The organism is Micromonospora sp. WMMD1274 (assembly GCF_049179035.1).
GTDB lineage: Bacteria > Actinomycetota > Actinomycetes > Mycobacteriales > Micromonosporaceae > Micromonospora > Micromonospora tulbaghiae.
Window position 1 is genome coordinate 6,580,651 of record NZ_JBMHMG010000001.1, and the last position, 19,997, is coordinate 6,600,647.

The 19,997-nt window shown below is 73.7% G+C and carries 17 protein-coding genes; 9 read left to right on the plus strand and 8 right to left on the minus strand.

The features are described 5' to 3' along the window. Window positions 1-26: 26 nt before the first annotated feature. The 4 genes from ACN27D_RS31085 to ACN27D_RS31100 all read right to left on the minus strand — a co-directional run bounded on the left by ACN27D_RS31085 (window position 27) and on the right by ACN27D_RS31100 (window position 4,864). Window positions 27-1,454 carry a non-reducing end alpha-L-arabinofuranosidase family hydrolase gene (locus ACN27D_RS31085; protein ID WP_421500687.1) on the minus strand — a complete coding sequence of 476 codons (1,428 nt, stop codon included), beginning with the start codon at window positions 1,452-1,454 and terminating at the stop codon, window positions 27-29. 311 nt (window positions 1,455-1,765) lie between these two features. Beyond that, window positions 1,766-2,830 carry an SRPBCC domain-containing protein gene (locus ACN27D_RS31090; protein ID WP_350816584.1) on the minus strand — a complete coding sequence of 355 codons (1,065 nt, stop codon included), beginning with the start codon at window positions 2,828-2,830 and terminating at the stop codon, window positions 1,766-1,768. A gap of 21 nt (window positions 2,831-2,851) precedes the next feature. Next, window positions 2,852-4,183 carry a low temperature requirement protein A gene (locus tag ACN27D_RS31095; protein WP_120570037.1) on the minus strand — a complete coding sequence of 444 codons (1,332 nt, stop codon included), beginning with the start codon at window positions 4,181-4,183 and terminating at the stop codon, window positions 2,852-2,854. 90 nt (window positions 4,184-4,273) lie between these two features. Continuing rightward, window positions 4,274-4,864, minus strand: coding sequence for a TetR/AcrR family transcriptional regulator (locus ACN27D_RS31100; RefSeq protein WP_121686370.1), 591 nt, complete (start codon window positions 4,862-4,864; stop codon window positions 4,274-4,276). 123 nt (window positions 4,865-4,987) lie between these two features. Between ACN27D_RS31100 and ACN27D_RS31105 the strand changes: the two genes are divergently transcribed. Together ACN27D_RS31105 and ACN27D_RS31110 are read left to right on the plus strand one after the other, a co-directional pair. Next, entirely contained in the window at window positions 4,988-6,628 is a 1,641-nt protein-coding gene (locus tag ACN27D_RS31105) for an MDR family MFS transporter (RefSeq protein WP_120570035.1), read from the plus strand. Window positions 6,629-6,702: 74 nt separating this feature from the next. After that, on the plus strand, window positions 6,703-7,551 hold the full coding sequence (locus ACN27D_RS31110; RefSeq protein ID WP_421500688.1) for a phosphatase PAP2 family protein: 849 nt from the start codon (window positions 6,703-6,705) through the stop codon (window positions 7,549-7,551). Window positions 7,552-7,558: 7 nt separating this feature from the next. On the opposite strand, the gene ACN27D_RS31115 is transcribed toward ACN27D_RS31110, so the two are convergent. Then, a complete protein-coding gene (locus tag ACN27D_RS31115) occupies window positions 7,559-9,616 on the minus strand; it encodes a cellulose binding domain-containing protein (protein ID WP_421500689.1) in 2,058 nt (685 codons plus the stop codon). Between the two features lie 245 nt (window positions 9,617-9,861). Here ACN27D_RS31115 and ACN27D_RS31120 point away from each other — a divergent pair, with 245 nt between their 5' ends. The 5 genes from ACN27D_RS31120 (at window position 9,862) to ACN27D_RS31140 (ending at window position 14,617) form a co-directional block, all read left to right on the plus strand. Continuing rightward, the gene (locus tag ACN27D_RS31120) at window positions 9,862-10,629 is read left to right on the plus strand and encodes a lytic polysaccharide monooxygenase (RefSeq protein ID WP_421500690.1); all 768 of its coding nucleotides are present in this window, start codon (window positions 9,862-9,864) and stop codon (window positions 10,627-10,629) included. Continuing rightward, window positions 10,614-11,261 (plus strand): DUF305 domain-containing protein, encoded by a 648-nt coding sequence (locus ACN27D_RS31125; protein WP_120570031.1) that lies wholly within the window; start codon window positions 10,614-10,616, stop codon window positions 11,259-11,261. Before ACN27D_RS31120 ends, ACN27D_RS31125 begins: the two co-directional genes overlap by 16 nt. A 318-nt stretch (window positions 11,262-11,579) precedes the next feature. Next, complete coding sequence (locus ACN27D_RS31130; RefSeq protein ID WP_421500691.1) at window positions 11,580-13,169, plus strand: DHA2 family efflux MFS transporter permease subunit; 1,590 nt, start codon at window positions 11,580-11,582, stop codon at window positions 13,167-13,169. A 117-nt stretch (window positions 13,170-13,286) separates the two neighbouring features. Then, on the plus strand, window positions 13,287-13,511 hold the full coding sequence (locus tag ACN27D_RS31135) for a hypothetical protein (RefSeq protein ID WP_120570029.1): 225 nt from the start codon (window positions 13,287-13,289) through the stop codon (window positions 13,509-13,511). Window positions 13,512-13,546: 35 nt separating this feature from the next. Continuing rightward, window positions 13,547-14,617: a PIN domain-containing protein gene (locus tag ACN27D_RS31140; RefSeq protein ID WP_358177000.1), complete on the plus strand. Its 1,071-nt coding sequence runs from the start codon at window positions 13,547-13,549 to the stop codon at window positions 14,615-14,617. 160 nt (window positions 14,618-14,777) lie between these two features. On the opposite strand, the gene ACN27D_RS31145 is transcribed toward ACN27D_RS31140, so the two are convergent. Further along, window positions 14,778-16,034 (minus strand): hypothetical protein, encoded by a 1,257-nt coding sequence (locus ACN27D_RS31145; protein ID WP_421500692.1) that lies wholly within the window; start codon window positions 16,032-16,034, stop codon window positions 14,778-14,780. 90 nt (window positions 16,035-16,124) lie between these two features. On the opposite strand from ACN27D_RS31145, the gene ACN27D_RS31150 reads away from it, so the two are divergent. Together ACN27D_RS31150 and ACN27D_RS31155 are read left to right on the plus strand one after the other, a co-directional pair. Next, entirely contained in the window at window positions 16,125-16,598 is a 474-nt protein-coding gene (locus ACN27D_RS31150) for a molybdenum cofactor biosysynthesis protein (RefSeq protein WP_421500693.1), read from the plus strand. Between the two features lie 151 nt (window positions 16,599-16,749). Then, entirely contained in the window at window positions 16,750-17,316 is a 567-nt protein-coding gene (locus ACN27D_RS31155; RefSeq protein WP_120570026.1) for a sigma-70 family RNA polymerase sigma factor, read from the plus strand. 48 nt (window positions 17,317-17,364) lie between these two features. On the opposite strand, the gene ACN27D_RS31160 is transcribed toward ACN27D_RS31155, so the two are convergent. Further along, the gene (locus ACN27D_RS31160) at window positions 17,365-18,099 is read right to left on the minus strand and encodes a zf-HC2 domain-containing protein (protein WP_350816595.1); all 735 of its coding nucleotides are present in this window, start codon (window positions 18,097-18,099) and stop codon (window positions 17,365-17,367) included. A gap of 49 nt (window positions 18,100-18,148) precedes the next feature. Beyond that, entirely contained in the window at window positions 18,149-19,975 is a 1,827-nt protein-coding gene (locus ACN27D_RS31165) for a glycoside hydrolase family 15 protein (protein ID WP_421500694.1), read from the minus strand. Window positions 19,976-19,997: the final 22 nt, after the last annotated feature.

Below are 19,997 nucleotides of genomic sequence, written 5' to 3' on the forward strand. Positions count from 1 at the left end.
GACCTCTCTCTCCTCGGTCGGCCGGATCAGCGCTGGAGGGTCAGGAGACCCGGTCGGTAGGGCAGGAGGCCGTAGTCGCCGCCGGAGTTGGGGGAGCGGCCCTGGTAGAGCAGTTGGAGGTTGCAGGGGTCGACGGTGAAGGTCTGGTCCGCTGTGGTGCGGATCAGTTCGCCGTGGCTGATGTCGTTGGTCCAGGTCGCGCCGCTGTTGACCTTGCCCGCGAACGGGTTGCTCTCGGTGGCGGCCTGCGGGGTCCACGAGCCGCCCAGGCTGGTGGCGGTGAACGAGCGGAAGTAGCGGCCCTGCGAGCCGATGGCCTCGACGATCATCAGGTAGCGGGTCTGGCCCTGCAGCTTGTAGACCTGCACGGCTTCGAACAGGTTGTTCGTCGAGTCCGACATGATGGTCGTGTAGTTGGAGCCGAAGCTGCCGGGGAAGTTGCTCAGCGGCATGCTGGAGCGGTAGATCTTGCCGTTGTCACCGGCGAAGAACAGGTACATGTTCTGGTCGTCGGCGATCAGCGTCTGATCGATCGGGCCGGTACCGGAACCGGAGATGCTGCCGGTGAACAGCGGCTGCGCCGACGACCACCCGTTCGGGTTCGTCGGATTCGTCGAGGTCCGGTACGAGAACGCGGTCGGTCCCCACTGGTAGGCCAGCACCCAGATGTTGCGCGGCGCGAAGTAGAACAACGTCGGCGCCACAGTCCCCGACGACATCGCGTTCTGCGACGCCGAAGCCATCTGCGACCAGTTCGAGAACAACCCGAAGTTCATCGACCCCCACGACGACCCGGTGTCGTGCGTGGTCGCGTACACCAGGTGCTGCCCGTTGTAGGGCACCACTGTGAAGTCCTTCAGCGACACCCAGCCCGAGCGCGGCTGCGCCAACGCGCCCGTCGACGACCACCGGTACGTCGACGGCAGGCTGCACGTGTTGCCCGGCGGTGGCGTCGTGGGCGGTGCGGTGGTCGGCGGCGCCGTGGTGGGTGGCGCGGTGGTGGGTGCGCCGGTCGGGCCGCTGGTCGGCGTGGTGGTGCCGCCGGTGCAGGTCACCCCGTTGAGCGCGAAGCTGGTCGGCACCGGGTTGCTGCTGGTCCAGGAGCCGTTGAAGCCGAACGACGTGGTGCCGTTCGTCGGGATCGACCCGTTGTAGTCGACGTTGCGCGCGGTGACCGCCGCTCCGCTCTGGGTCAGGCTCGTGTTCCACGACTGGGTCACCGTCTGCCCGGCGCCGAACGACCACGTCAGCGTCCAGCTCGACACCGGGTCGCCGAGGTTCGTGACGGTGACGTTGGCGCCGAAGCCGCCCTGCCACTGCGACGAGATCGCGTAGTTGACCGAGCAGCCCGCGGCGGCGGCCCCGGCGGGCAGCGCCACGGCGACCGACGCCGACGCGAGCAGCGCGGCACCGGCCGACGCCAATATGGCATTGACTGGCCTGGATCTGGACATGGATTGACCTCCTGCGGGGGCGGCGGCTCTGGCATTGGCGGTGGCGATTGTGTTGTGAGCGTTAACAGCCGCGTCAGGGATGTTACGGGAGCGCTCCCACGCACTCAACAACCCATTTCCGCACCCACCGCACCAGCCCTCACTGACCGCGCCCATCCCGCGCCCACCCCGCCCACCCGCGCGCCAGGGCACGCCCGTACCCGTTGATCATGAAGTTGACCGCACTCAATGCGGACAAATCCGCGGCCTAACTTCATGATCAACGGGGTGAAGCGGGGTCGGGGTGAGGCCGAGGGTGGGAAGAGTGGGGGTCAGGCGGGGGTGCAGGGGGTGTTCTCTGTGGTGCAGGCCGTGGGGGCGTTGTGTGAGGGGTCGGGGTCGCGGACGTCGAAGCGGATGGTGGCGGACTCGCCGCCCGGCAAGGCGCTCCCGGTGAACGTGACCACCGGGCCGTCCTGTGTGGCCTCGGCTCCGCTCACGCTGCCCACTGTGGCGCCGTCGTGCAGCGTCACCGTGACCGTCCAGGTCGGACGCGGTGCCGGGCCGGGATTGCGCAGCACCACCTCGCCCCGGTAGCCGAAGACCCGGTCGGTGACCGTCTCGTACGTGGCGCTCAGCGGCGCCACCACCACGGTCGAGGGCGTCGGGCTCGGCGTACGGCTGGGGGTGGGTGACGGCGTCGGCGAGGGCGACGCGCTGCGGCGGCTGGCACTGGGTGTGGGCCGCGCGGTCGTGGGCCGGACGGAGGGCGCGGCGCTGGACGGCATGACCAGCGACGTCGTGGGCGCCGGCGCGGCCGGTGCGGGCGGCTCTCCGGCGGTGGCCCACACCGTCGCCCCGGCCGCGGCGGCGATCAGCGTCACCGCCCCGGCCGCCAGCAGCACGCGGCGCCGCCCGGGCCGGCGCTGGTCGTCGCCGAGCAGCCGGACCACTGGTAGTTCGGCAGTCAGTCCTCCCTCGGCGCGGCGCAGGTCGACGTTCTGGAACGCCAGCCAGTCGAGGATCGCCGGCAGCCGTCCGGTCACGGCCTGCTCGTGCTGCTCGGCGCGGGCGTCGGCGTCCCAGTCGCCCTCCTCGAGCACCTCGCGCACGGACAGCCGGGTGCCGTGGGCGGTGGGGGTCAGGTCGCAGGCGAGGCGGGTGGCCCGGCCGGCCTCCCGGCAGCGGACGACCAGCCGGTCCGGCGCGCGCAGTTCGACGGTCTCCACCTCGGTGTCGCCGTCGTAGCCGGGGAGCGCGGCGGTGGCGAGGATCCACCGGTCGGACCCGGGCGCGCTGTCGGCGAACCACTTGGCCAGCAGCGCGCGTTCCGTGAGCGCCCGCCAGATCCGGGCGGGCGGGTGGAACAGGTCGACCTCGGTGACGATCTCGATCACGCGGAGACTCTAGGGCCTGTGTCAAGGCCGGTGTGGGGCACCGTCGCCGTCGTCGTGCCAGCGGGTCCGCCAGGCGGCCTCGCTCTCCTCGGCGCTGGCCTTCTCCTCGTGCATCAGCCGGCGCAACGCGACCCGGGAATCGGCGAAGATCACCAGCTCGGCCGCCACCAGGGCCACGCAGATCGCGGTGAGCAGTCCCAGCGCGCCGAGCGCCGGCAGGTGCCGGCCGACCGGCAGCGCCGCGGCGAGCAGGGCCAGGGCCCCGACCCGGGTCCAGGACAGCGTCCCCAGCGCGCGCCACTGGAACGCCATGTTGGCGGCGAGATAGACGAGCACGCCACCGAAGAGCAGTGGCACCGCCGGCCCGTGGCCGCGCTCCATCGCGCCGCCCGCCGGGTCGGTGACGATCCGGACCAGTTCCTCGGCACCGATCGCGAACAGGATCACCCCGGCGATCATCGGCAGGTAGAGGTAGGCGTACGCGTCGCGGGCCAGCGTCACCCGCGCGTGCCCCTGGGCGGCGTGCAGCGCGATCCGGGCGGCCGGGCCGATCATGTCGAAGTGCGCCCACCAGAGCGCCGCGGTGAACAGGATGCCGAAGATCGCCGCCGGGATCGCCGGCCACGTCACGGCCTGGCCGAGCAGGTTGCCGCCGACGCCGACGGAGATGACCGACTCGCCGAGCGCGATGATCAGGATGAGGTCGTACCGTTCGGTCCAGTGCTCGGCCGAGGTGATCTTCCAGCCGTCGGTGCCGGCCAGCAGGCCGCTGCTGTACTGGATGGCCACCACCGCGATCCACAGCCCGTCGCGCAGCCACGGGCCGACGTCCGGCGGTACGCGCGGCGGCAGCAGCGCCGCCACCAGCAGCAGGGTGGCGGTGACCAGCGCCTCGGGCAGGAACAGCCGCAGCTTGCGCCGGGCCGGCGGGTCGTCGCCGGTGGCGTACCAGTACAGCGCGGTGTGCACGACGCGGATCACCACGTAGCTGATCGTGACCAGGATCGGCCCGGCGCTGCCCTTGTCCAGGTCGCCGAACGTCTGCGGCAGCGCGAGCGCGAACGTGAACAGCGCGATCATGCCGACCACCATGAGGATCGGCACGAAGCCCTCGCCGAGGCGAAGCCGGGCGGCGACCGCGCTGTGCACCACCCAGCACCACCAGAGCACGGCGAGCACCAGCAGCGCGTGCAGCAGTTCCCGGGGGGTCACGTTCGCGGCGGTGGCGCGCGTGATGATGAAGAAGGACACCACGAAGACGAGGTCGAAGAAGATCTCGAACCGGTCGACCCGGGTGGCGGGGGCGACGCCGGTCGCCGGCCCGAGCCCCTTGCGCCACCGGTCGCCACCCACCGGGCGAGTGTGTCAGCCCAGGTCAGGCGGGGTGTCGCTTTCGCCGGCCATTTCACCGGTCCGACGGGGGAGCGGTGAGCCGGTGCCGGCTCAGCCCGCCGAAGGGGCGGCCAGGGCGAGCACGTCGCGCAGCACGTGGCGCAGCGACCGCCCCGGGTGCTCCAGCCACTCGTGCGCCGCGATCCGCAGGGACGCGAGGAACGTCGCGGCGACGATCCGGGCCCGCAGCGCCGCGTCGGGTCCGGTCAACCGGCGGGCCAGCTCCGCGGCCATCTCCCGCTCCAGGGCCGCGTACGCGCCGACCTGGTGGGCGGCCAGGCTCGGGTGGCCGTGCAGCCGGCGGCGCCGGTTGAGCCACGGCTCGGCCGGGTCGTCGTAGCCCTCCTCGGCCTGGACCAGGGCGGCCCGGGTCAGTGCCGCCCACGGCGACAACTCGGCCGGTTGTTCCGCGACGAGCGTGAGGAGCCGGCGCAGCCGCACCGTGTCGCCGTGGAAGAGGGCCTCCTCCTTGCCGCCGAAGTAGTTGGAGAACGTCCGCCGGGAGACGTTCGCGGCGTCGGCGATCGCCTCGACGGTGATCCGGTCGGGGCCGTGCTCGGCGGCGAGGGACAGGGCCGCCTCGTGCAGCGCCAGGCGGGTGGCCGCCTTCTTCCGCTCCCGCAGCCCGGTGCACTCGTCCATGTCAGCCAGCGTAGGTGACCCATTTCTCAATGGGCAAACTTGCCGACCGGGCAAGGTTTAGTGTTGATTGCTTGAGGCAACGAAGCGGCCACCCCCGTATCGACACACCTGGAGGACGCGCGCATGAGCGCACCCACCGTGACGGCTGAGGCCGCCCCCATGAGCAAGCGGAAGACGCTGGAGGCGCTCAGCGGTCTGCTGCTGGTGCTCTTCGTGGCCATGCTGAGCAGCACCGTGGTCTCGACGGCCCTGCCGAAGATCATCGGAGCGCTCAACGGCTCGCAGACGCAGTACACCTGGGTGGTCACCGCCACCCTGCTCACCGCCACCGCGACCACCCCGATCTGGGGCAAGCTGGCCGACCTGTTCAACAAGAAGCTGCTGATCCAGATCGCCATCGTGGTGTTCCTGGTCGGGTCCGTCGCGGCCGGCTTCGCGCAGAGCGCCGGGCAGCTCATCGCCGCCCGCGCGTTCCAGGGCATCGGCGTCGGCGGCCTGCAGGCGCTGGTCCAGGTCGCCATCGCGGCCATGATCCCGCCGCGTGAGCGGGGTCGCTACAACGGTTACCTGGGCGGCGTCATGGCGCTGGCCACCGTCGGCGGCCCGCTGCTGGGCGGCCTCATCGTCGACACCTCCTGGCTCGGCTGGCGCTGGTGCTTCTTCGTCGGCGTACCGGTCGCGGCCGTCGCGCTGTTCCTGCTCCAGATCACCCTGAACCTGCCCACCGTGCGCCGGGAGAACGTCAAGATCGACTACCTGGGCGCAACACTCATCGCCGCCGGCGTCAGCGTGCTGCTGATCTGGATCTCGTTCGTCGACGACTCGTTCGCCTGGGTCTCGTGGCAGACCGGCGCCATGGTCGGCGGCTCGGTGCTGCTGCTCGCGCTCGCCGTCTGGGTGGAGGCACGGGCCGCCGAGCCGGTGGTGCCGCTGCACATCGTCCGCGAGCGCACCACCGCCCTGGCGATCCTGGGCAGCCTCGCGGTCGGCATGGCGATGTTCGGCGGCGCGGTCTTCCTCGGCCAGTACTTCCAGATCGGCCGCGGCTACAGCCCGACCGAGGCCGGCCTGCTCACCATCCCGATGATGGCCGGCGTGCTGATCTCCTCGATCGTGGCCGGCCGGATGATCACCGCCACCGGGAAGATCAAGCCGTACATCGTGTTCGGGTCGGTCGTGCTGGTCATCGGGTTCGCCATGCTCGGCACCATCGACCACGAGACCTCGCTGGTCTTCGTCGGTCTCGCGATGTTCATCGTCGGCGTCGGCGTCGGCATGACCATGCAGAACCTGGTGCTCGCCGTGCAGAACACGGTCGCGCTCAAGGACATCGGCGCGGCCAGCGCCAGCGTCGCGTTCTTCCGCTCGCTCGGCGGCACCATCGGCGTGTCGGTGCTCGGCGCGGTGCTGGCCCGCCGGGTCACCGACCGGATCACACACGACCTCGCCGCGGCCGGCATCCCCACCTCCGGCGGAGGCGGCGGCAGCACGCTCAACCTCGACGCGCTGCCCGAGCCGGTCCGGCAGATCGTGCGGGCCGCGTACGGGGACGCAACGGGGCACATCTTCCTGATCTCGGCCGCCATCGCGGTGGTGGGTATCGTTGCGGCGCTGCTGCTGCGCCCGGTCACCCTGCGTTCCAGCCTCGACCTGCCGGACACCGGCCGTTCGGTGGCGGTGGGGGCGGACGCCGTCGACGGCGCGCCCGCCTTCGACGAGGTGAGCGTGGACTCGGCCGGCCGGGAGGAACGCGCCCGCCGCTGAGCCCGTACTCCCAGGGCCGTCGCCGACCCCGGCGGCGGCCCTGGTCCATGCGGGGACGAACCGAAGGAGGAGCCGTGGACGCCACGCGGACCGCGCCCGCCCGCCTCGCCACATGGCAGCGGGCCGCGCGCGAGCTGGCGCTCGTCGCCGTGCTCTTCCTGGCCTACAAGGCGGGCCGGCAGGTGGTCGCCGGGCACGCCGACGTGGCACTGGCCAACGGCGAGTGGGTCTGGCGGCTGGAGCGGCTGCTGCGCCTGCCCGACGAGACGCTCGTGCAGGGGCCGCTGCTGTCGCACGAACTGCTGGTGCGGCTGGCCAACTCCTACTACGCCTACGTGCACTTCCCGGCCACCGTGCTCTGCCTGGTCTGGCTCTGGCTGCGCCGCCCGGCCCACTACGTGCGGCTGCGGCGGGCCCTGGCGGCGCTCACAGCGGTGGCGCTCGTGCTGCACGTGTGCGTCCCGCTCGCGCCGCCGCGGCTGACCGAGCTCACCGGGATGGTCGACACCGGCACCCGGTTCGGCCCGAGCGTCTACGGGCCGCCCGACACCGACCAGCTCAGCAACCAGTACGCGGCCATGCCGTCGCTGCACGTGGGCTGGGCGCTGGCGATCGCGCTGGCCCTGATGGCGGTCACCGCCGGACGGCTGCGCCGGCTCTGGCTGCTCCATCCACTGGTGACCGCGCTCGTGGTGGTGGTCACCGGCAACCACTACTGGCTCGACGGCGTCGTCGCGGTGGCGCTGCTCGTGGCGATCCTGGCCGTGCTGCCGCGGCCCGTGCCGGACCCGCCCGTGCCGGTCTCGCCGGCCGGACCGGTGCGCCCGCACGTGGTGCCGGCGCCGCGCCGGGCCGGCCACCGCCGGAACCCGAAGGTCCCGGCGGCGGCCGACGTGCGGCTGCGGCCACCCGGCCGGGGCTGACCGCCGCTCAGCGCAGCGTGCAGACAGTGCCGTTGAGGCGGAACGCGCCCGGCGGCACGTTCGGCCCGCTGTACGCGCCGACGAAGCCCACTGTCGTGCTCCCGCCGCCGGCGGCGAGCCGCCGGTTGTCGTCGGTGGGTGTCACCCGCACGTCGCGGCCCTGCTGGTTCCAGGTGGCGCTCCACCCGCTGCTCACCTGCTGCCAGGCCGTCGGCCAGGTCCAGGTGAGCGTCCAGCCGTCGACGGCCTTCGCGCCCGTGTTGATCACCTCGACGTTCGCCACGTACCCGTTGCCCCAGTCGTTGTCGGCGTCGAACCGCACCGCGCAGGAACTCTCGGCCGGGCTGCCGGTGGCGAACGTCAACGGGGGGGACGACCACGAGACCCGCCCGGCGGTGTCCCGGGCGAGCACGTTGACCGTGTAGCGGGCGCCCGGTTCGAGGTTGCCGACTGTGAGCGACGTGCCGGCGGTCTCGCCGAGCTGCTCGCTCACCGCGCCGTGCTGGCGGTGCACCTCGTACTTGGCGATCGGCGCGGCACCGGGCGTGGCCGCCGGCCAGGAGATGGTCGCCGCGCGGTCGGTCACCGCGCTCGCCGCCGGCCGGCCGGGGGCGCCGGGCCGCCCGGCCGAGCTGCCGGCCGGTCGCAGCACGAGCGTGGTCAGCGAGTACGGCGGCAGCGTCCGCGCGGTCGCGTCGCCCGAGCGGGCGGTGCTGATCCCGGTCGCGCCGTTGGCGAACGTGTGCACTGTCGGCGCCTCGTCGGCCGGGGTGAACCCGGCGTAGTCGAGCGCCACCGGGTGGGCGGTGTCCGGGTCCTTGTTGAGCAGCAGGACCGCGACGCTGCCGTCCGGCCGGCGGACCGCGTGCGCGGCGACCAGCGGCTCGTCCGTCCCGGCGCGGACGAGCTGGTCACCGGGGCGGGCGAACAGGTTCATCATGGACAACGCGTGGTACGGCGCGAACGGGGTGTTGAACGCCGGCTGGCACACCTCGCCGTCGCTGGTGCAGTTGCCGCTGGACAGCAGCCCGAAGTCGCCGTAGTCGGTCTGCCCGGCCACCTCGGAGACGGTGCCGATGCCGTTGTGCACGTTCCACCACTGCACCGTGAACACGCCCTGCTCCAGCAGGCCGCTGTAGGCGTCGGCGAGGAACAGCGCGCCCGGTGCCGTGGTACGGCCGGCGTCCACGTTCAGCTCGGTGAAGCTGATCCCGATCCGGTCCGCGCCGGGGCCGGCGTACCGGGCGATCTGCTGGCGCAGCAGCCAGGCCGCGTCCGGCAGGTGGTTGGTGCGGGCCAGCGAGTCGGCCGCGCTGCCGCCCGGGTACCAGTGCACGTCCACGAAGTCGATCTTCGGACCGGCGAGGGAGAGCACCGTCTGGTTCCACGGTCCCGGGTCGGAGCCGGCGGTGATGCCGTCCGGCCAGTTGCCGGGCATGGTGAGCACCGCGCCGACCTTGATGCTCGGGTCGACCGCCTTCATCGCGTCGGCGTACTCGATCACCAGCCGCGCGTACTGGCTCGCGCTCTTGTCCGGGTGGTCGTCGGCCTCCCAGGCCGAGCCGTAGTGGCCGTTGCCGTAGTTCTCGTTGCCGACGGTCCACCACTTCGCGCCGTAGCCCTTGGTGACGTTGGCGTAGCGGACCCAGGCCGCCGCCTCGGCGGGCGTGCCGGTGCCGTAGTTCGCGATGATCATCGGCTCGGCGCCGACGCGGCGGGCGCCGGCCATGAACGTGTCGAAGTCGGTGTTCGGCGCGACGTAGCCGCCGGGCGCGGTGTGCGTCTCCCAGTGGTAGATGTCGGCGTACGAGCCGCCGGGGTAGCGCAGCATCTTCACGCCCGCGGTCTTGAGCAGGTCGGACGTCTCGGCGCTGCCGAGCTGCGCGTCCCAGATGGCGTGGTTGACGCCGAGCGCGGTGGCCGGGACGGTGGCCAGCCCGGCTCTGGTGTTCACGGTGACGGTGACCGGGTCCGTGGGGTCGGCGGCGGCGACCGGCCCGCCGGCGGTGCCGAGCGCGGTGGCGAGCAGCAGCAGGCCGGCCGCGAACGCAATGGGTCTTCTCATCCGGGGATGTCCTTCGGAGGGAGTGGGACGACGGGAGATGCCCGGTTCTGCGTCGTCCTCCCGGCGCCCTGACGGCGACGGGATGCCCACGAACGACGATCGGCTCCGCGCGGCGAGCCATCGATCAGGATCATACGCCCGGAGCTGGGCGTGCAGGGCTTAATTTATAGACAGGAGTCTTTACTGTTAAGAATGTTTAATTTATGTTCGTGACACCTTCCGATCCCCCCGAAGGAGTTGCCACCATGCGCCGAAGAATCACCCTCCCGCTGCTCACCGCCGGTGCGGTCACCGGCACGCTGGCGCTCGCCGCACCCGCGCAGGCCCACGGCTACGTCTCCTCGCCGCCCAGCCGCCAGGCGCTCTGCGCGCAGAACCGGGTGCCCGACTGCGGGCAGATCAAGTACGAGCCGCAGAGCGTCGAAGGCCCCAAGGGCCTGCGGAGCTGCCACGCCGGCATCGCCCAGTTCGCGGTGCTCAACGACGACAGCCGCAACTGGCCGGCCACCTCGGTCGGCAGCACCGTCACGTTCACCTGGGTCAACACCGCCCGGCACGCCACCGCCAACTGGGAGTACTGGATCGGCGGCACCCGGGTCGCGGTCGTCGACGGCGGCGGCCGCCAGCCCGGCGCGACCGTGTCGCACACCGTCAACCTCGGCGGCTTCTCCGGCCGGCAGAAGCTGCTCGCCATCTGGAACATCTCCGACACCGCCAACGCGTTCTACTCCTGCGTCGACCTCCAGATCGGCGGCGGAGGCGGCAACCCGACCCCGTCGCCCACCCCGACGGCTGCGCCCACCCCGACCGCGGCACCCACCACCCCCGCGCCCTCGCCCACGCCGACCCGGACCAGCACCCCGGCGCCGGGCGGCACCTGGACCGCCGGGCGGGCGTACCAGGTCGGTGACACGGTCACCTACGACGACCGCAGCTACCGCTGCCGCCAGGCGCACACCGCGATCGCCGGCTGGGAGCCGCCGAACGTACCGGCGCTGTGGCAGCAGATCTGAGCCGGCGTACCCGCGCGGCGGAGCCGGCCGGTCCCCGGCTCCGCCGCGCGTCCGCCGCCGCCCGGCCGGTCGCGGTGGTGCTCGCCCTGGTGCTGGCCCTGACCGGGTGCGGCGGGCCGCCGGCCGCCGATCCGCCCCCGCCGGTCCCGTCCGCCACGGCCGCGGTCCCGTCCGGCGCGGACGCCACGACCAGCGGTATCGACGCGCTGTTCCTGGCCATGATGGTGGCGCACACCGAGCAGACGCTGGAGATCGTCGCGCTCGGCCTCGACCGCGCCACCGACCCGCGGATCCGTACGCTGATCGCCGCCGTCCGGGCCACCGAGACCGACGAACTGGCCACCATGCGCGGATGGCTGCGCGACGCCGGCCCGTCGGCCGCCGCCGCGGCCGCCCGGCACGACCATTCCGGGCACAGCGACGCCGCCGCCGGACTGGCCCGGCTGCGGGCCGCCGCGCCCGCCGACGCCGACCGGGTGCTGCTCGACGTGCTCAGCCGGCACCAGCGCACCGCGGCCGACCTGGCCCGCGCCCAGGTCGCCGCCGGAACGAGCGAGCGGGTACGCGACCTCGCCCGCCGCATCGACCGTTCGCGTACCGCCGAGATCGACCTGATGGCCGGCCTGGGCTGAGCGGCCGGCCCCGCGAGGCGGCGGTGTGGGGCATGACCTTCGTCACGGTCGCGCCCACCGGCCACGCCCCGACAAGGCTGGCGAATCGGCGCGCACCAGCCCTTTCCGCGAGCCGCCGGACCGCTTGCGAGCCGGGTGCGGGGCCCGCTGCCGTGCCGCCGCGGCTCTCCCGTCGGCAAAACCGGCCGCGTCTCGTCCCAGGTCATGGCTACGCTGTCGCCCGGACGCCGCCCCGCCGCGCGTTCCGCCCGCGCTCCGCAGACGGCGCGCGGCGCCGCCACCGCCTCCCAGTGCCGTACCGGATCCAGGAGACCGTCAGTGACCCAGCAACCCGTAGCGACGTCGACGAAACTCGACGCCGCCGTACTCAAGGTGGCCGGCGTCGTCGTGCTCGGTGCGATCATGTCGATCCTCGACGTGACAGTCGTCAGCGTGGCGCTGCCGACGTTCCAGAGCGAGTTCGACGCCACGTACGCCCGCGTCGCGTGGACCATGACCGGTTACACGCTCGCGCTCGCCACGGTCATTCCGCTCAGCGGCTGGGCCGCCGACCGGTTCGGCACGAAACGCCTCTACATGGTGGCGTTGGCGCTGTTCACCATCGGCTCCGGGCTGTGCGCCACGGCCGACTCGATCGGCGAGCTGATCGCCTGGCGGGTCATCCAGGGCCTCGGCGGCGGCATGCTCATGCCGCTCGGCATGACGATCATGACCCGGGCCGCCGGCCCGCACCGCATCGGCCGCCTGATGGCCGTGCTCGGCATCCCGATGCTGCTCGGCCCGATCACCGGCCCGATCCTCGGCGGCTGGCTGATCGACGTCGCGAGCTGGCACTGGATCTTCCTGATCAACCTGCCGATCGGCGTGGTCGCCCTGGTCTACGCCCAGCTGGCGCTGCCCAAGGACAACGCCGAGCCGTCCGAGTCGTTCGACTTCCTCGGCATGCTCATGCTCTCGCCGGGTCTCGCGCTGTTCCTCTACGGCATCTCCACGCTGCCGGAGACCGGCACCGTCGCCGACACCAAGGTGTGGCTGCCGATGCTCGTCGGCGGCGCGCTCGTGGTCGCCTTCGTGCTCTACTCGTTCCGGCCCCGGCACCCGCTGCTGGACCTGCGGCTGTTCCGCAACCGCAACCTGACCATCGCCACCGTGACCATGTTCGTGTTCATCATCGCGTTCATGGGCGCGGGCCTGCTGTTCCCGAGCTACTTCCTCCAGGTGCGCGGCGAGACGACGCTGACCGCGGGCCTGCTGATCGCGCCGCAGGGCATCGGCGCGATGCTGACCATGCCGATCGCCGGCATGCTCGCCGACCGCGTGCCGGTCGGCCGGACGGTGCCGTTCGCGCTGGTGCTCATCGCGGCCGGGTTCTTCACCTTCACCCAGCTCGGCACCGACACGTCGTACTGGCTGCTCTGCGGCTCGCTGTTCGTGATGGGCCTCGGCATGGGCGGCACGATGATGCCGATCATGACCTCGGCGCTGAAGACGCTCAGCGCGGCGGAGGTGGCGCGCGGGTCCACGCTCGTCAACATCCTCCAGCAGATCGGCGGTTCGGTGGGCGCCGCGGTCATGTCGGTCATCCTCACCAGCGAGCTGAACGGCTCGCGGCCGATCCCCGGCGTCACCGACCCGGCCACCGGCGCGCCGCTGACCGAGGCCCAGCTCGCCATCGCCTCGCAGCAGCAGCCCGAGCTGATCCAGCAGTTCCCGGTGCCGCCGTCGCTGATCGAGCGCGGGCTCGACTTCGCGGCGAACTCCTTCTCCACCACGTTCTGGGTGGCCTTCGGTCTGGTGCTGCTGACCTTCATCCCCGCGGCGTTCCTGCCCCGCCGCCGGGAACCGTCGCACCTGCTCGACGGCGACGCGGGCGACGACAAGCGGCAGGTGCCGGTCCCGGTCCACTGACCGCCGCCGTGACCCGGGGCCGGACGCGTGTGCGTCCGGCCCCGGCTTCTCGATCCGCCACCCCGGCGACGGCCTGCGCCTAGGATCGGAGACGGAACCGGAGGAAGGCGGGCCAGCGTGAGCGCAGACGACGCGCAGCGGTCGGCGCGACGGCGGAACCGGCTGCTGCTGGCGGGCCTGCTCGCCGTCGTCGGGCTGATCCTGCTGCTGCTCGGTCTCACCGTCGCCACCGGCACCGTCGCCGGCGTCGAGGTGGTGCTGGCGCTGTTGCTGCTGGTGGCCAGCTACGCGATCCAGCGCGTGGCCCGCCGCGAGACCGTCTACCGCGACGAGCGGCGCTGACCGGCCCGGCGCCCCGGCCGGGCTAGGCTGCCGGTGTGGATCACGAAGACCGGATTGCGCTGTTCCTCGACTACGAGAACCTGGCCCTGGGCGTACGCGACCATCACGGCGGCCGGCCGTTCGACTTCCGGCCGATCGCCGACGCGCTCGCCGAGCGGGGACGCGTGGTGGTGCGCCGGGCGTACGCGGACTGGTCGTACTTCGACGAGGACCGGCGGATGCTCACCCGCTCACACGTCGAGCTGATCGAGATACCGCAGCGGATGGGCGCCTCGCGCAAGAACGCGGCCGACATCAAGATGGCGGTGGACGCGGTCGAGCTGGCGTTCGAGCGCGGCTACATCTCCACGTTCGTGATCTGCACCGGGGACAGCGACTTCACCCCGCTGGTGCACAAGCTGCGCGAACTCAACAAGCGGGTGATCGGCGTCGGGGTGGAGAAGTCCACCTCCGCGCTGCTGCCGCCGGCCTGCGACGAGTTCCTCTACTACGACCGCCTCGAAGGCGTCGACGTACCGCCACCGGCCGTCCGCCGGGCGCGCCCGGCCCGTCCCTCACCGGTGGAGCCGGCGCCCGAGCCGGCGGTGGAGACCGCGGCCGAGGAGGAGTCCGCGCGGGACGTCGACACGCTCGCCGTGCAGCTCGTGCAGACAGTCGCCGGCATGCAGGGCAGCTCCAGCGGCGACGTGACCGCCTCCGCGCTCAAGCGCGCGCTGCTGCGCAAGGACCCCACGTTCAGCGAGTCCGACTACGGCTTCCGTACCTTCGGGGAACTGCTGCGCCACCTCGCGGCGCACAACGTGGTCGAGTTGGCCGCCGGGCCCGCCAAGGGCGACCCGGAGGTGTCGCTTCCCGAGCAGGGCGACCGGGAGGTCGCGTTCGGGCTGCTCCGCTCCGTGGTGGTGGACCTCGCCGCGGACGGCGGCGCGGTGGCGTTGTCCGGCCTGAAGGACCAGCTCCGGCGCGCCCGACCCGACTTCAGCGAGAAGAAGCTCGGCTACCGCAGCTTCCTCCAGTTCTGCAAGGCCGCCGCGACCGGCGGCGCGGTGGAGCTGCGCTGGAGCCCCGAAGACGGCGACTACCTCCTGACCCCCCACACCCCCTGACACGCCGCCCCGCCCCTCGCCCCACCCCTAGCCCTCGCGATCTTGCACTTTCGGACCGCCGAAAGCGGGATGAATGCCTCACCGTCAGGGCCGAAAGTGCAAGATCGACGGTGGGTGTGCGGGGTGGCGGAGGGCGTGCCGAGGGCGGCATCGCGGGCAGTCAGGGGAGGTTGGTGTCTGCCTGGGCTGCCGCGCCGCGTCGGACGGCCAGGCCGAGCCGCAGGCCCACCAGGTCCAAGAGGGTCTGCGGCTCGGACGACGCGGTCGGGCTCGGCTCGCCCGTGGGACCGGGCTCTCCGGTCGTGTCCGGGTCGCCCGTCGGGCTCACGGTCGGCGCCGGGGTCACCGGATCGGCGGGTGGCGCGGACGGCTCGACAGGTGCCGACGGGCGGTCGCCGGGGTGCGCCGGCGGCGACCCGGCGACAGGTGGTGCGGTGGTGAGGACTCGGCCGCCCGACAGGGTGACCGGATCCGGGTGACGCTCCGGCCGCGGCGCGGACCGGGTAGGCCGGGGGATCGGGGGCGACGACGGGCCGGCCGGAGTCGCCGCGTACGGGGCCGGAGGAGGGGGAGCCGTGGCGGGTGCGGTCGCGGGGTGGGTCGCCGGTCCGCGCGCCGGATCGGTCTGCCCGGCGGTGGCCGTCCAGGTGCCGGCCGAGGTGACGCCCAGCAGGACGGCCACCGCCGCGACGCCCGCCGCTGCCAGCCGCTGGGGGAGTGCCCGCTCGGCCGGGGCGTCCCACGGGCCGAGCGGCCGGGGTGGGCGGGGCCGGGCGGCCCGGTGGGCGGACCGCAGCGCCTCGACGTCCTCGACGACCGCCTGCCGCGTGCCGGTGGCGTCGGCGTGGGCCAGGGCGAGGTAGAAGCGGGCGTTCGCCGCGCCCGGGGCCGGCGCACGCAGGCCCGCCGGTGTGCCGCCGTCGGCGTCGTGCAGCAGGGTGACCGGACGGTCCGGGTGATGTCCGAGGCCGCGTAGATCCCGCAGTAGCCAGTCCCGCCGGGCGTCGTGCCCGGCGAAGGCCACCCGCCGGTCGGTCACCACTGCGGCGCCGCTGTCGACCACGCGCAGTCCCGCCGGCAGCGGACCGTCGGCCGGGTGGAGACAGCCGGCGAGCGTGCGGCCCGGCGCCGGTAGCCCGGGCAGGTGCCGGGCCGTGGCCTCGACCAGGTCGACGGTGGGCAGGATGCGGTAGACGACCTCGCCGTCGTCCAGCGGCACCGGGAGCGCGGTGCCGGGCAGCGCACAGCCACGGAAGCCCGCCGCCTCCATCGACAGCCGGTCCAGGTGTTCGGCGCGGCGCCGCCAGATCCGGGCCGCGGCCTCGTACGCCTGGCGCCGGCGCTCGTTCTCGCGCCGTGCCCAGGCCAGCCGCCGCTGCGGATGAGCGCCGATCGCATCGGGTCGCCTCGCCGTCACACCTGGTACAACGCTCTCCGGAAAGCGCGGATACGTGAGCGCGGCTATCGTCCGGTTTGGCGGTGGTATGCCCGCGATTAGACTTCGGGCATGCCGCGGATCGTCCAGTTGCTGGCCTCGCCCGTGCACCGGTACGTGGGCCGCCCGGCGGACGGACCCGCCCCCGCGCCACCGGGCGAACTGGTCGACCGGGTGGAGCTACGAGCCGGGCTCGGCATCGTCGGTGACCGCTACTTCGGCCGCCCCGCGCACCGGCAGGCGAGCGTCACGCTGATCGCGCGGGAGTCGCTGCCGCCCGGCGCGGACCTCACCCAGCTGCGGCGCAACGTGCTGACCGAGGGCATCCCGGTGGACGAGCTGGTCGGCCGCGTACTCACGCTCGACTCCGGCGACGGCCCGGTCCGGCTGCGCGTGCACCGGGCCGCGCCGCCCTGCGCCTGGCTCGACGTGGTGGTCGCCCCCGGCACCTGGAAGACGATGCGCCGACGCGGCGGCGTCCGGTGCGCCCCGCTCACCGACGGCGTCCTGCGGGTCGGGCCGGTCACCGTGTCCGTAGACGATTGACCCGGTTCGGGAACTTTCCCCACCCGAGGGCCGACCAACCGGGGGCGACCGGCACTCCGGCGCCGGCAGGAGGGACGCCAGGAATGAACCGAGCGGGGCGCGCATCCGTACCGTCCGGCATGAGCAAGCCGGACCGGCGGGCCGGCCGCGGATGAGCCCGGACGCCGACGACGAGCAGGTGACCGGGTGGGCGCGCCGCGCCGCCCGGGGAGACCAGCTGGCCGCGGCCGCGTTCGTCCGGGCCCTCCAGGCACCGGTGTGGCGGTTCCTCGCCCACCTCGCCGGGCCCGCCGAGGCCGACGACCTCGCCCAGGAGACGTTCCTGCGCGCGCTGCGCAGCCTGCCCGGCTTCGCGGGCCGGTCGTCCGCGCGTACCTGGATCTTCACCATCGCCCGCCGGGTCGCGGTGGACCACGTGCGCGCGGCGACCGCCCGGCCCCGGGTGGCCGCGCTGCCGGACTGGCAGGCCGCCGCCGAGGCGGCCGGCGCGGTGACCGGCGGCGGGGACGACGGCGTCGTGCTGCGCGGCCTCATCGCCACGCTGGCACCGGACCGGCGGGAGGCGTTCGTGGCCACCCAGGTGCTCGGCCTGTCCTACGCCGAGGCGGCCGAGGTGTGCGGCTGCCCGGTGGGCACCATCCGCTCCCGCGTGGCCCGCGCCCGGGAGGACCTGGTCGCCGCCTGGTCCGGCGACGCCCGCGACCGCCGGGCCCGCTGAGACCGCGACCACCGGGACCACGGCGAGGCGCAGGTCCGCGGGGGACCGTCAGGCGGCCCGCCGGTCGCGGGCCTGTGCGGGGTACGGGCCGGGCGGCACCAGCCGCAGCGACGGCGCGGCCGGTTCCTCGGTCCGCAGCGCCCACCGGGATCCCTCCGACCGGCGCTGACCGGGCGGGGTGTCGCCGGGACGCCGGCCGAGGCGGGACAGCACCAGCATCACGGCCCAGCCGACCAGCAGGAAGCCGTGGCTGACCAGCCGGGTCATCGCCACCTGCCCGGTGATCAGGTCGTTCACCGACAGCAGGACGAGCGTGGCGACGAACGCGCTGAGCATCGGCAGCAGGCCGGACGGGGCGGACCGGCGCGCCGCCACGTAGAGGAACCCGGCGCCGACCGCCACGTTCCAGGCCGCCGACTCGTGCCACAGGTGCTGGCCGGAGGCGTGCGCGTGCGTGACGACCGCCTCCCGGCCGATCTGGGCCAGGCCGAGTACGAGCTGCACCGCGCCGAGCAGGCCGAGCGCCCCGCGCAGCCCGAGCGTGATCCGGTGGCGGCGGCTGGGCCGGGGCGGGGGAGCGGCCGCCAGGACCGCGTCGACCAGGTCGGGCACCCGCGGGGCGAGCTGCGTACGGGCCCGCCGGGTCACCGACGCGGCCGAGTCGAACCAGCCGCGGCAGCCGGCGCAGCCGGTCAGGTGCGCCTCGGCCGCCTCGATCTCCGACTCGGACGCCTCACCGTCCAGCTGTGCCGACAGGATCTCCCGCCACTGCTCACACACCATGTAGGGATAGTCGTCGGGACACCTCGCCTGGTTCCCGGCGGGGTGCGGGTCACGTCCGCGCGGCCGGTGACCGTTCCGCCCACGCGTGCAGCGCGTCCCGGTCGCCGGCGGAGTCGAGGTTCAGCGCCGCCTCGATGAGCGCCAGATGGGTGAACGCCTGCGGGAAGTTGCCCAGGGCGGTGCCGTCGGGCGCGCGTTCCTCCGGGTGCAGGCCGAGCGGCCCGGCCCGGCCGGCGAGCCGGTCGAAGATCTCCCGCGCCTCGCCGTGCCGGCCGGCCAGCACCAGCGCGGAGACCAGCTCGAAGGAGCAGAGCAGGAACGCGCCCTCGGTGCCGGGCAGCCCGTCGTCGACCCGGTAGCGCCGGATCAGGTCGGGCGCGACGGCGAGGTCGGCGCGGATCCGTTCGACGGTGGCGACCATCCGCGGGTCGTCGCCGGGCAGGAACCCGACGAGCGGCATCCGCAGCAGCGACGCGTCCGGCTCGGTGTCGCCGTACGCCGTGACGAAGCTGCCGGCGCGCTCGTCGTAGCCGCGGTCGAGCACCTCGGCGTGCAGCGCGTCACGTTCCCGGCGCCACCGGTCCACCGGGGCGGTCCGGTCACCGAGCAGCCCGGCGAGGCGGATGCCCCGGTCCAGGCAGACCCAGGTCATCACCTTCGAGTTGACGTAGTGCCGGCACGGGCCGCGGATCTCCCACACCCCGTGGTCCGGTTCCCGCCAGCGCTCCGCCATGGTCTCGACGTGACGCCGCAGCAGCGCCCACTGCGGGCCGGTCAGCTCACCGGTGAGCAGCTGGTAGGCCAGCGCCGCGTCGAGGATGTGCCCGTACGTGTCGAACTGGATCTGGTGGGCCGCCTCGTTGCCGACCCGCACCGGCGCCGAGCCGGCGTAGCCGGACAGGTGCGGCAGCTCGCGCTCCTCGGTGGGGTGGCCGTGGATGCCGACGAGCGGGGCGAGCGGATGCTGCCGGGCGCAGACGCCGAGCAGGAAACGCAGGTAGCGGCGGCCCTCCTCGGCGTGGCCCAGGCGGAACAGCGCGAGCAGCAGCAGCGCCGCGTCCCGGTGCCAGGTGAAGCGGTAGTCCCAGTTGCGTACCCCGCCGATCTCCTCGGGCAGCGACGTGGTCGGGGCGGCCAGCAGGGCGCCGGTCTCGTCGTAGGACAGGCCGCGCAGCACCAGCGCGCTGTGCCGGACCGCGCCGGCCGCGAAGCCGCTGTAGTCGCCGCGCGCCGACCACGCCCGCCAGGTGCCGGCGGTCCGCTCGGTCAGCTCGCCGGTGTCGGCGAGCGCGGGCACCGGGTCGGCGTACCCGAGCAGCAGCGTGGCGTCCTGCCCGGCGCGCAACTCCGCCTCGGCGACGAGCGTGCCGCCCTCGACGCTGACCGGCAGGTCGGTGTACAGCCGCAGCGGCGTGCCGTCGGCGTGCCAGCCGGTACCGGCGCGCCGCCAGCGCACCGGACGTGCCCCGTACCCGGGGCGGGGCGTCAGCTCGGCGCGGACCCGCAGCAGGCCGTCGGTGACCCGCAGCCGGCGCACCAGCACCCGCTCGGCGTGGATCGGCCGGTCGGCGGCACCGGGCCGGACCGCGAGCAGGTCCTCGCCGGCCGCCGTGCCGGACGGGCCGGCCCAGTCGTTCTCCAGCACCAGCGTGTCCGGCCGGTAGCGGCGCCGCGGCGCCGGGCAGCCGGCGACGGTGAGCGTGAACCGGCCGCCCGCGTCCCGGTCGAGCAGCCGGGCCGCGACCGCGTCGCCCGCCGCGTCCGGTACGCAGAACCACTCGACCGCCCCGTCCGGCGCGACGAGCGCCGTGGTGTGCGTGTCGGACAGGAACGCGTACGCGTCGATCGGCGGGAACGCCGGCGGCGACTCGGGCACGGCGGTGACTACCCGGGGCGGG

Coding starts and splice junctions, on each gene's coding strand:
- ACN27D_RS31085 (WP_421500687.1), bottom strand. CDS start 1,454: ATGTCCAGATCCAGGCCAGTCAATGCCATATTGGCGTCGGCCGGTGCC.
- ACN27D_RS31100 (WP_121686370.1), bottom strand. CDS start 4,864: ATGGACGAGTGCACCGGGCTGCGGGAGCGGAAGAAGGCGGCCACCCGC.
- ACN27D_RS31105 (WP_120570035.1), top strand. CDS start 4,988: ATGAGCGCACCCACCGTGACGGCTGAGGCCGCCCCCATGAGCAAGCGG.
- ACN27D_RS31115 (WP_421500689.1), bottom strand. CDS start 9,616: ATGAGAAGACCCATTGCGTTCGCGGCCGGCCTGCTGCTGCTCGCCACC.
- ACN27D_RS31120 (WP_421500690.1), top strand. CDS start 9,862: ATGCGCCGAAGAATCACCCTCCCGCTGCTCACCGCCGGTGCGGTCACC.
- ACN27D_RS31150 (WP_421500693.1), top strand. CDS start 16,125: ATGCCGCGGATCGTCCAGTTGCTGGCCTCGCCCGTGCACCGGTACGTG.
- ACN27D_RS31155 (WP_120570026.1), top strand. CDS start 16,750: ATGAGCCCGGACGCCGACGACGAGCAGGTGACCGGGTGGGCGCGCCGC.
- ACN27D_RS31160 (WP_350816595.1), bottom strand. CDS start 18,099: ATGGTGTGTGAGCAGTGGCGGGAGATCCTGTCGGCACAGCTGGACGGT.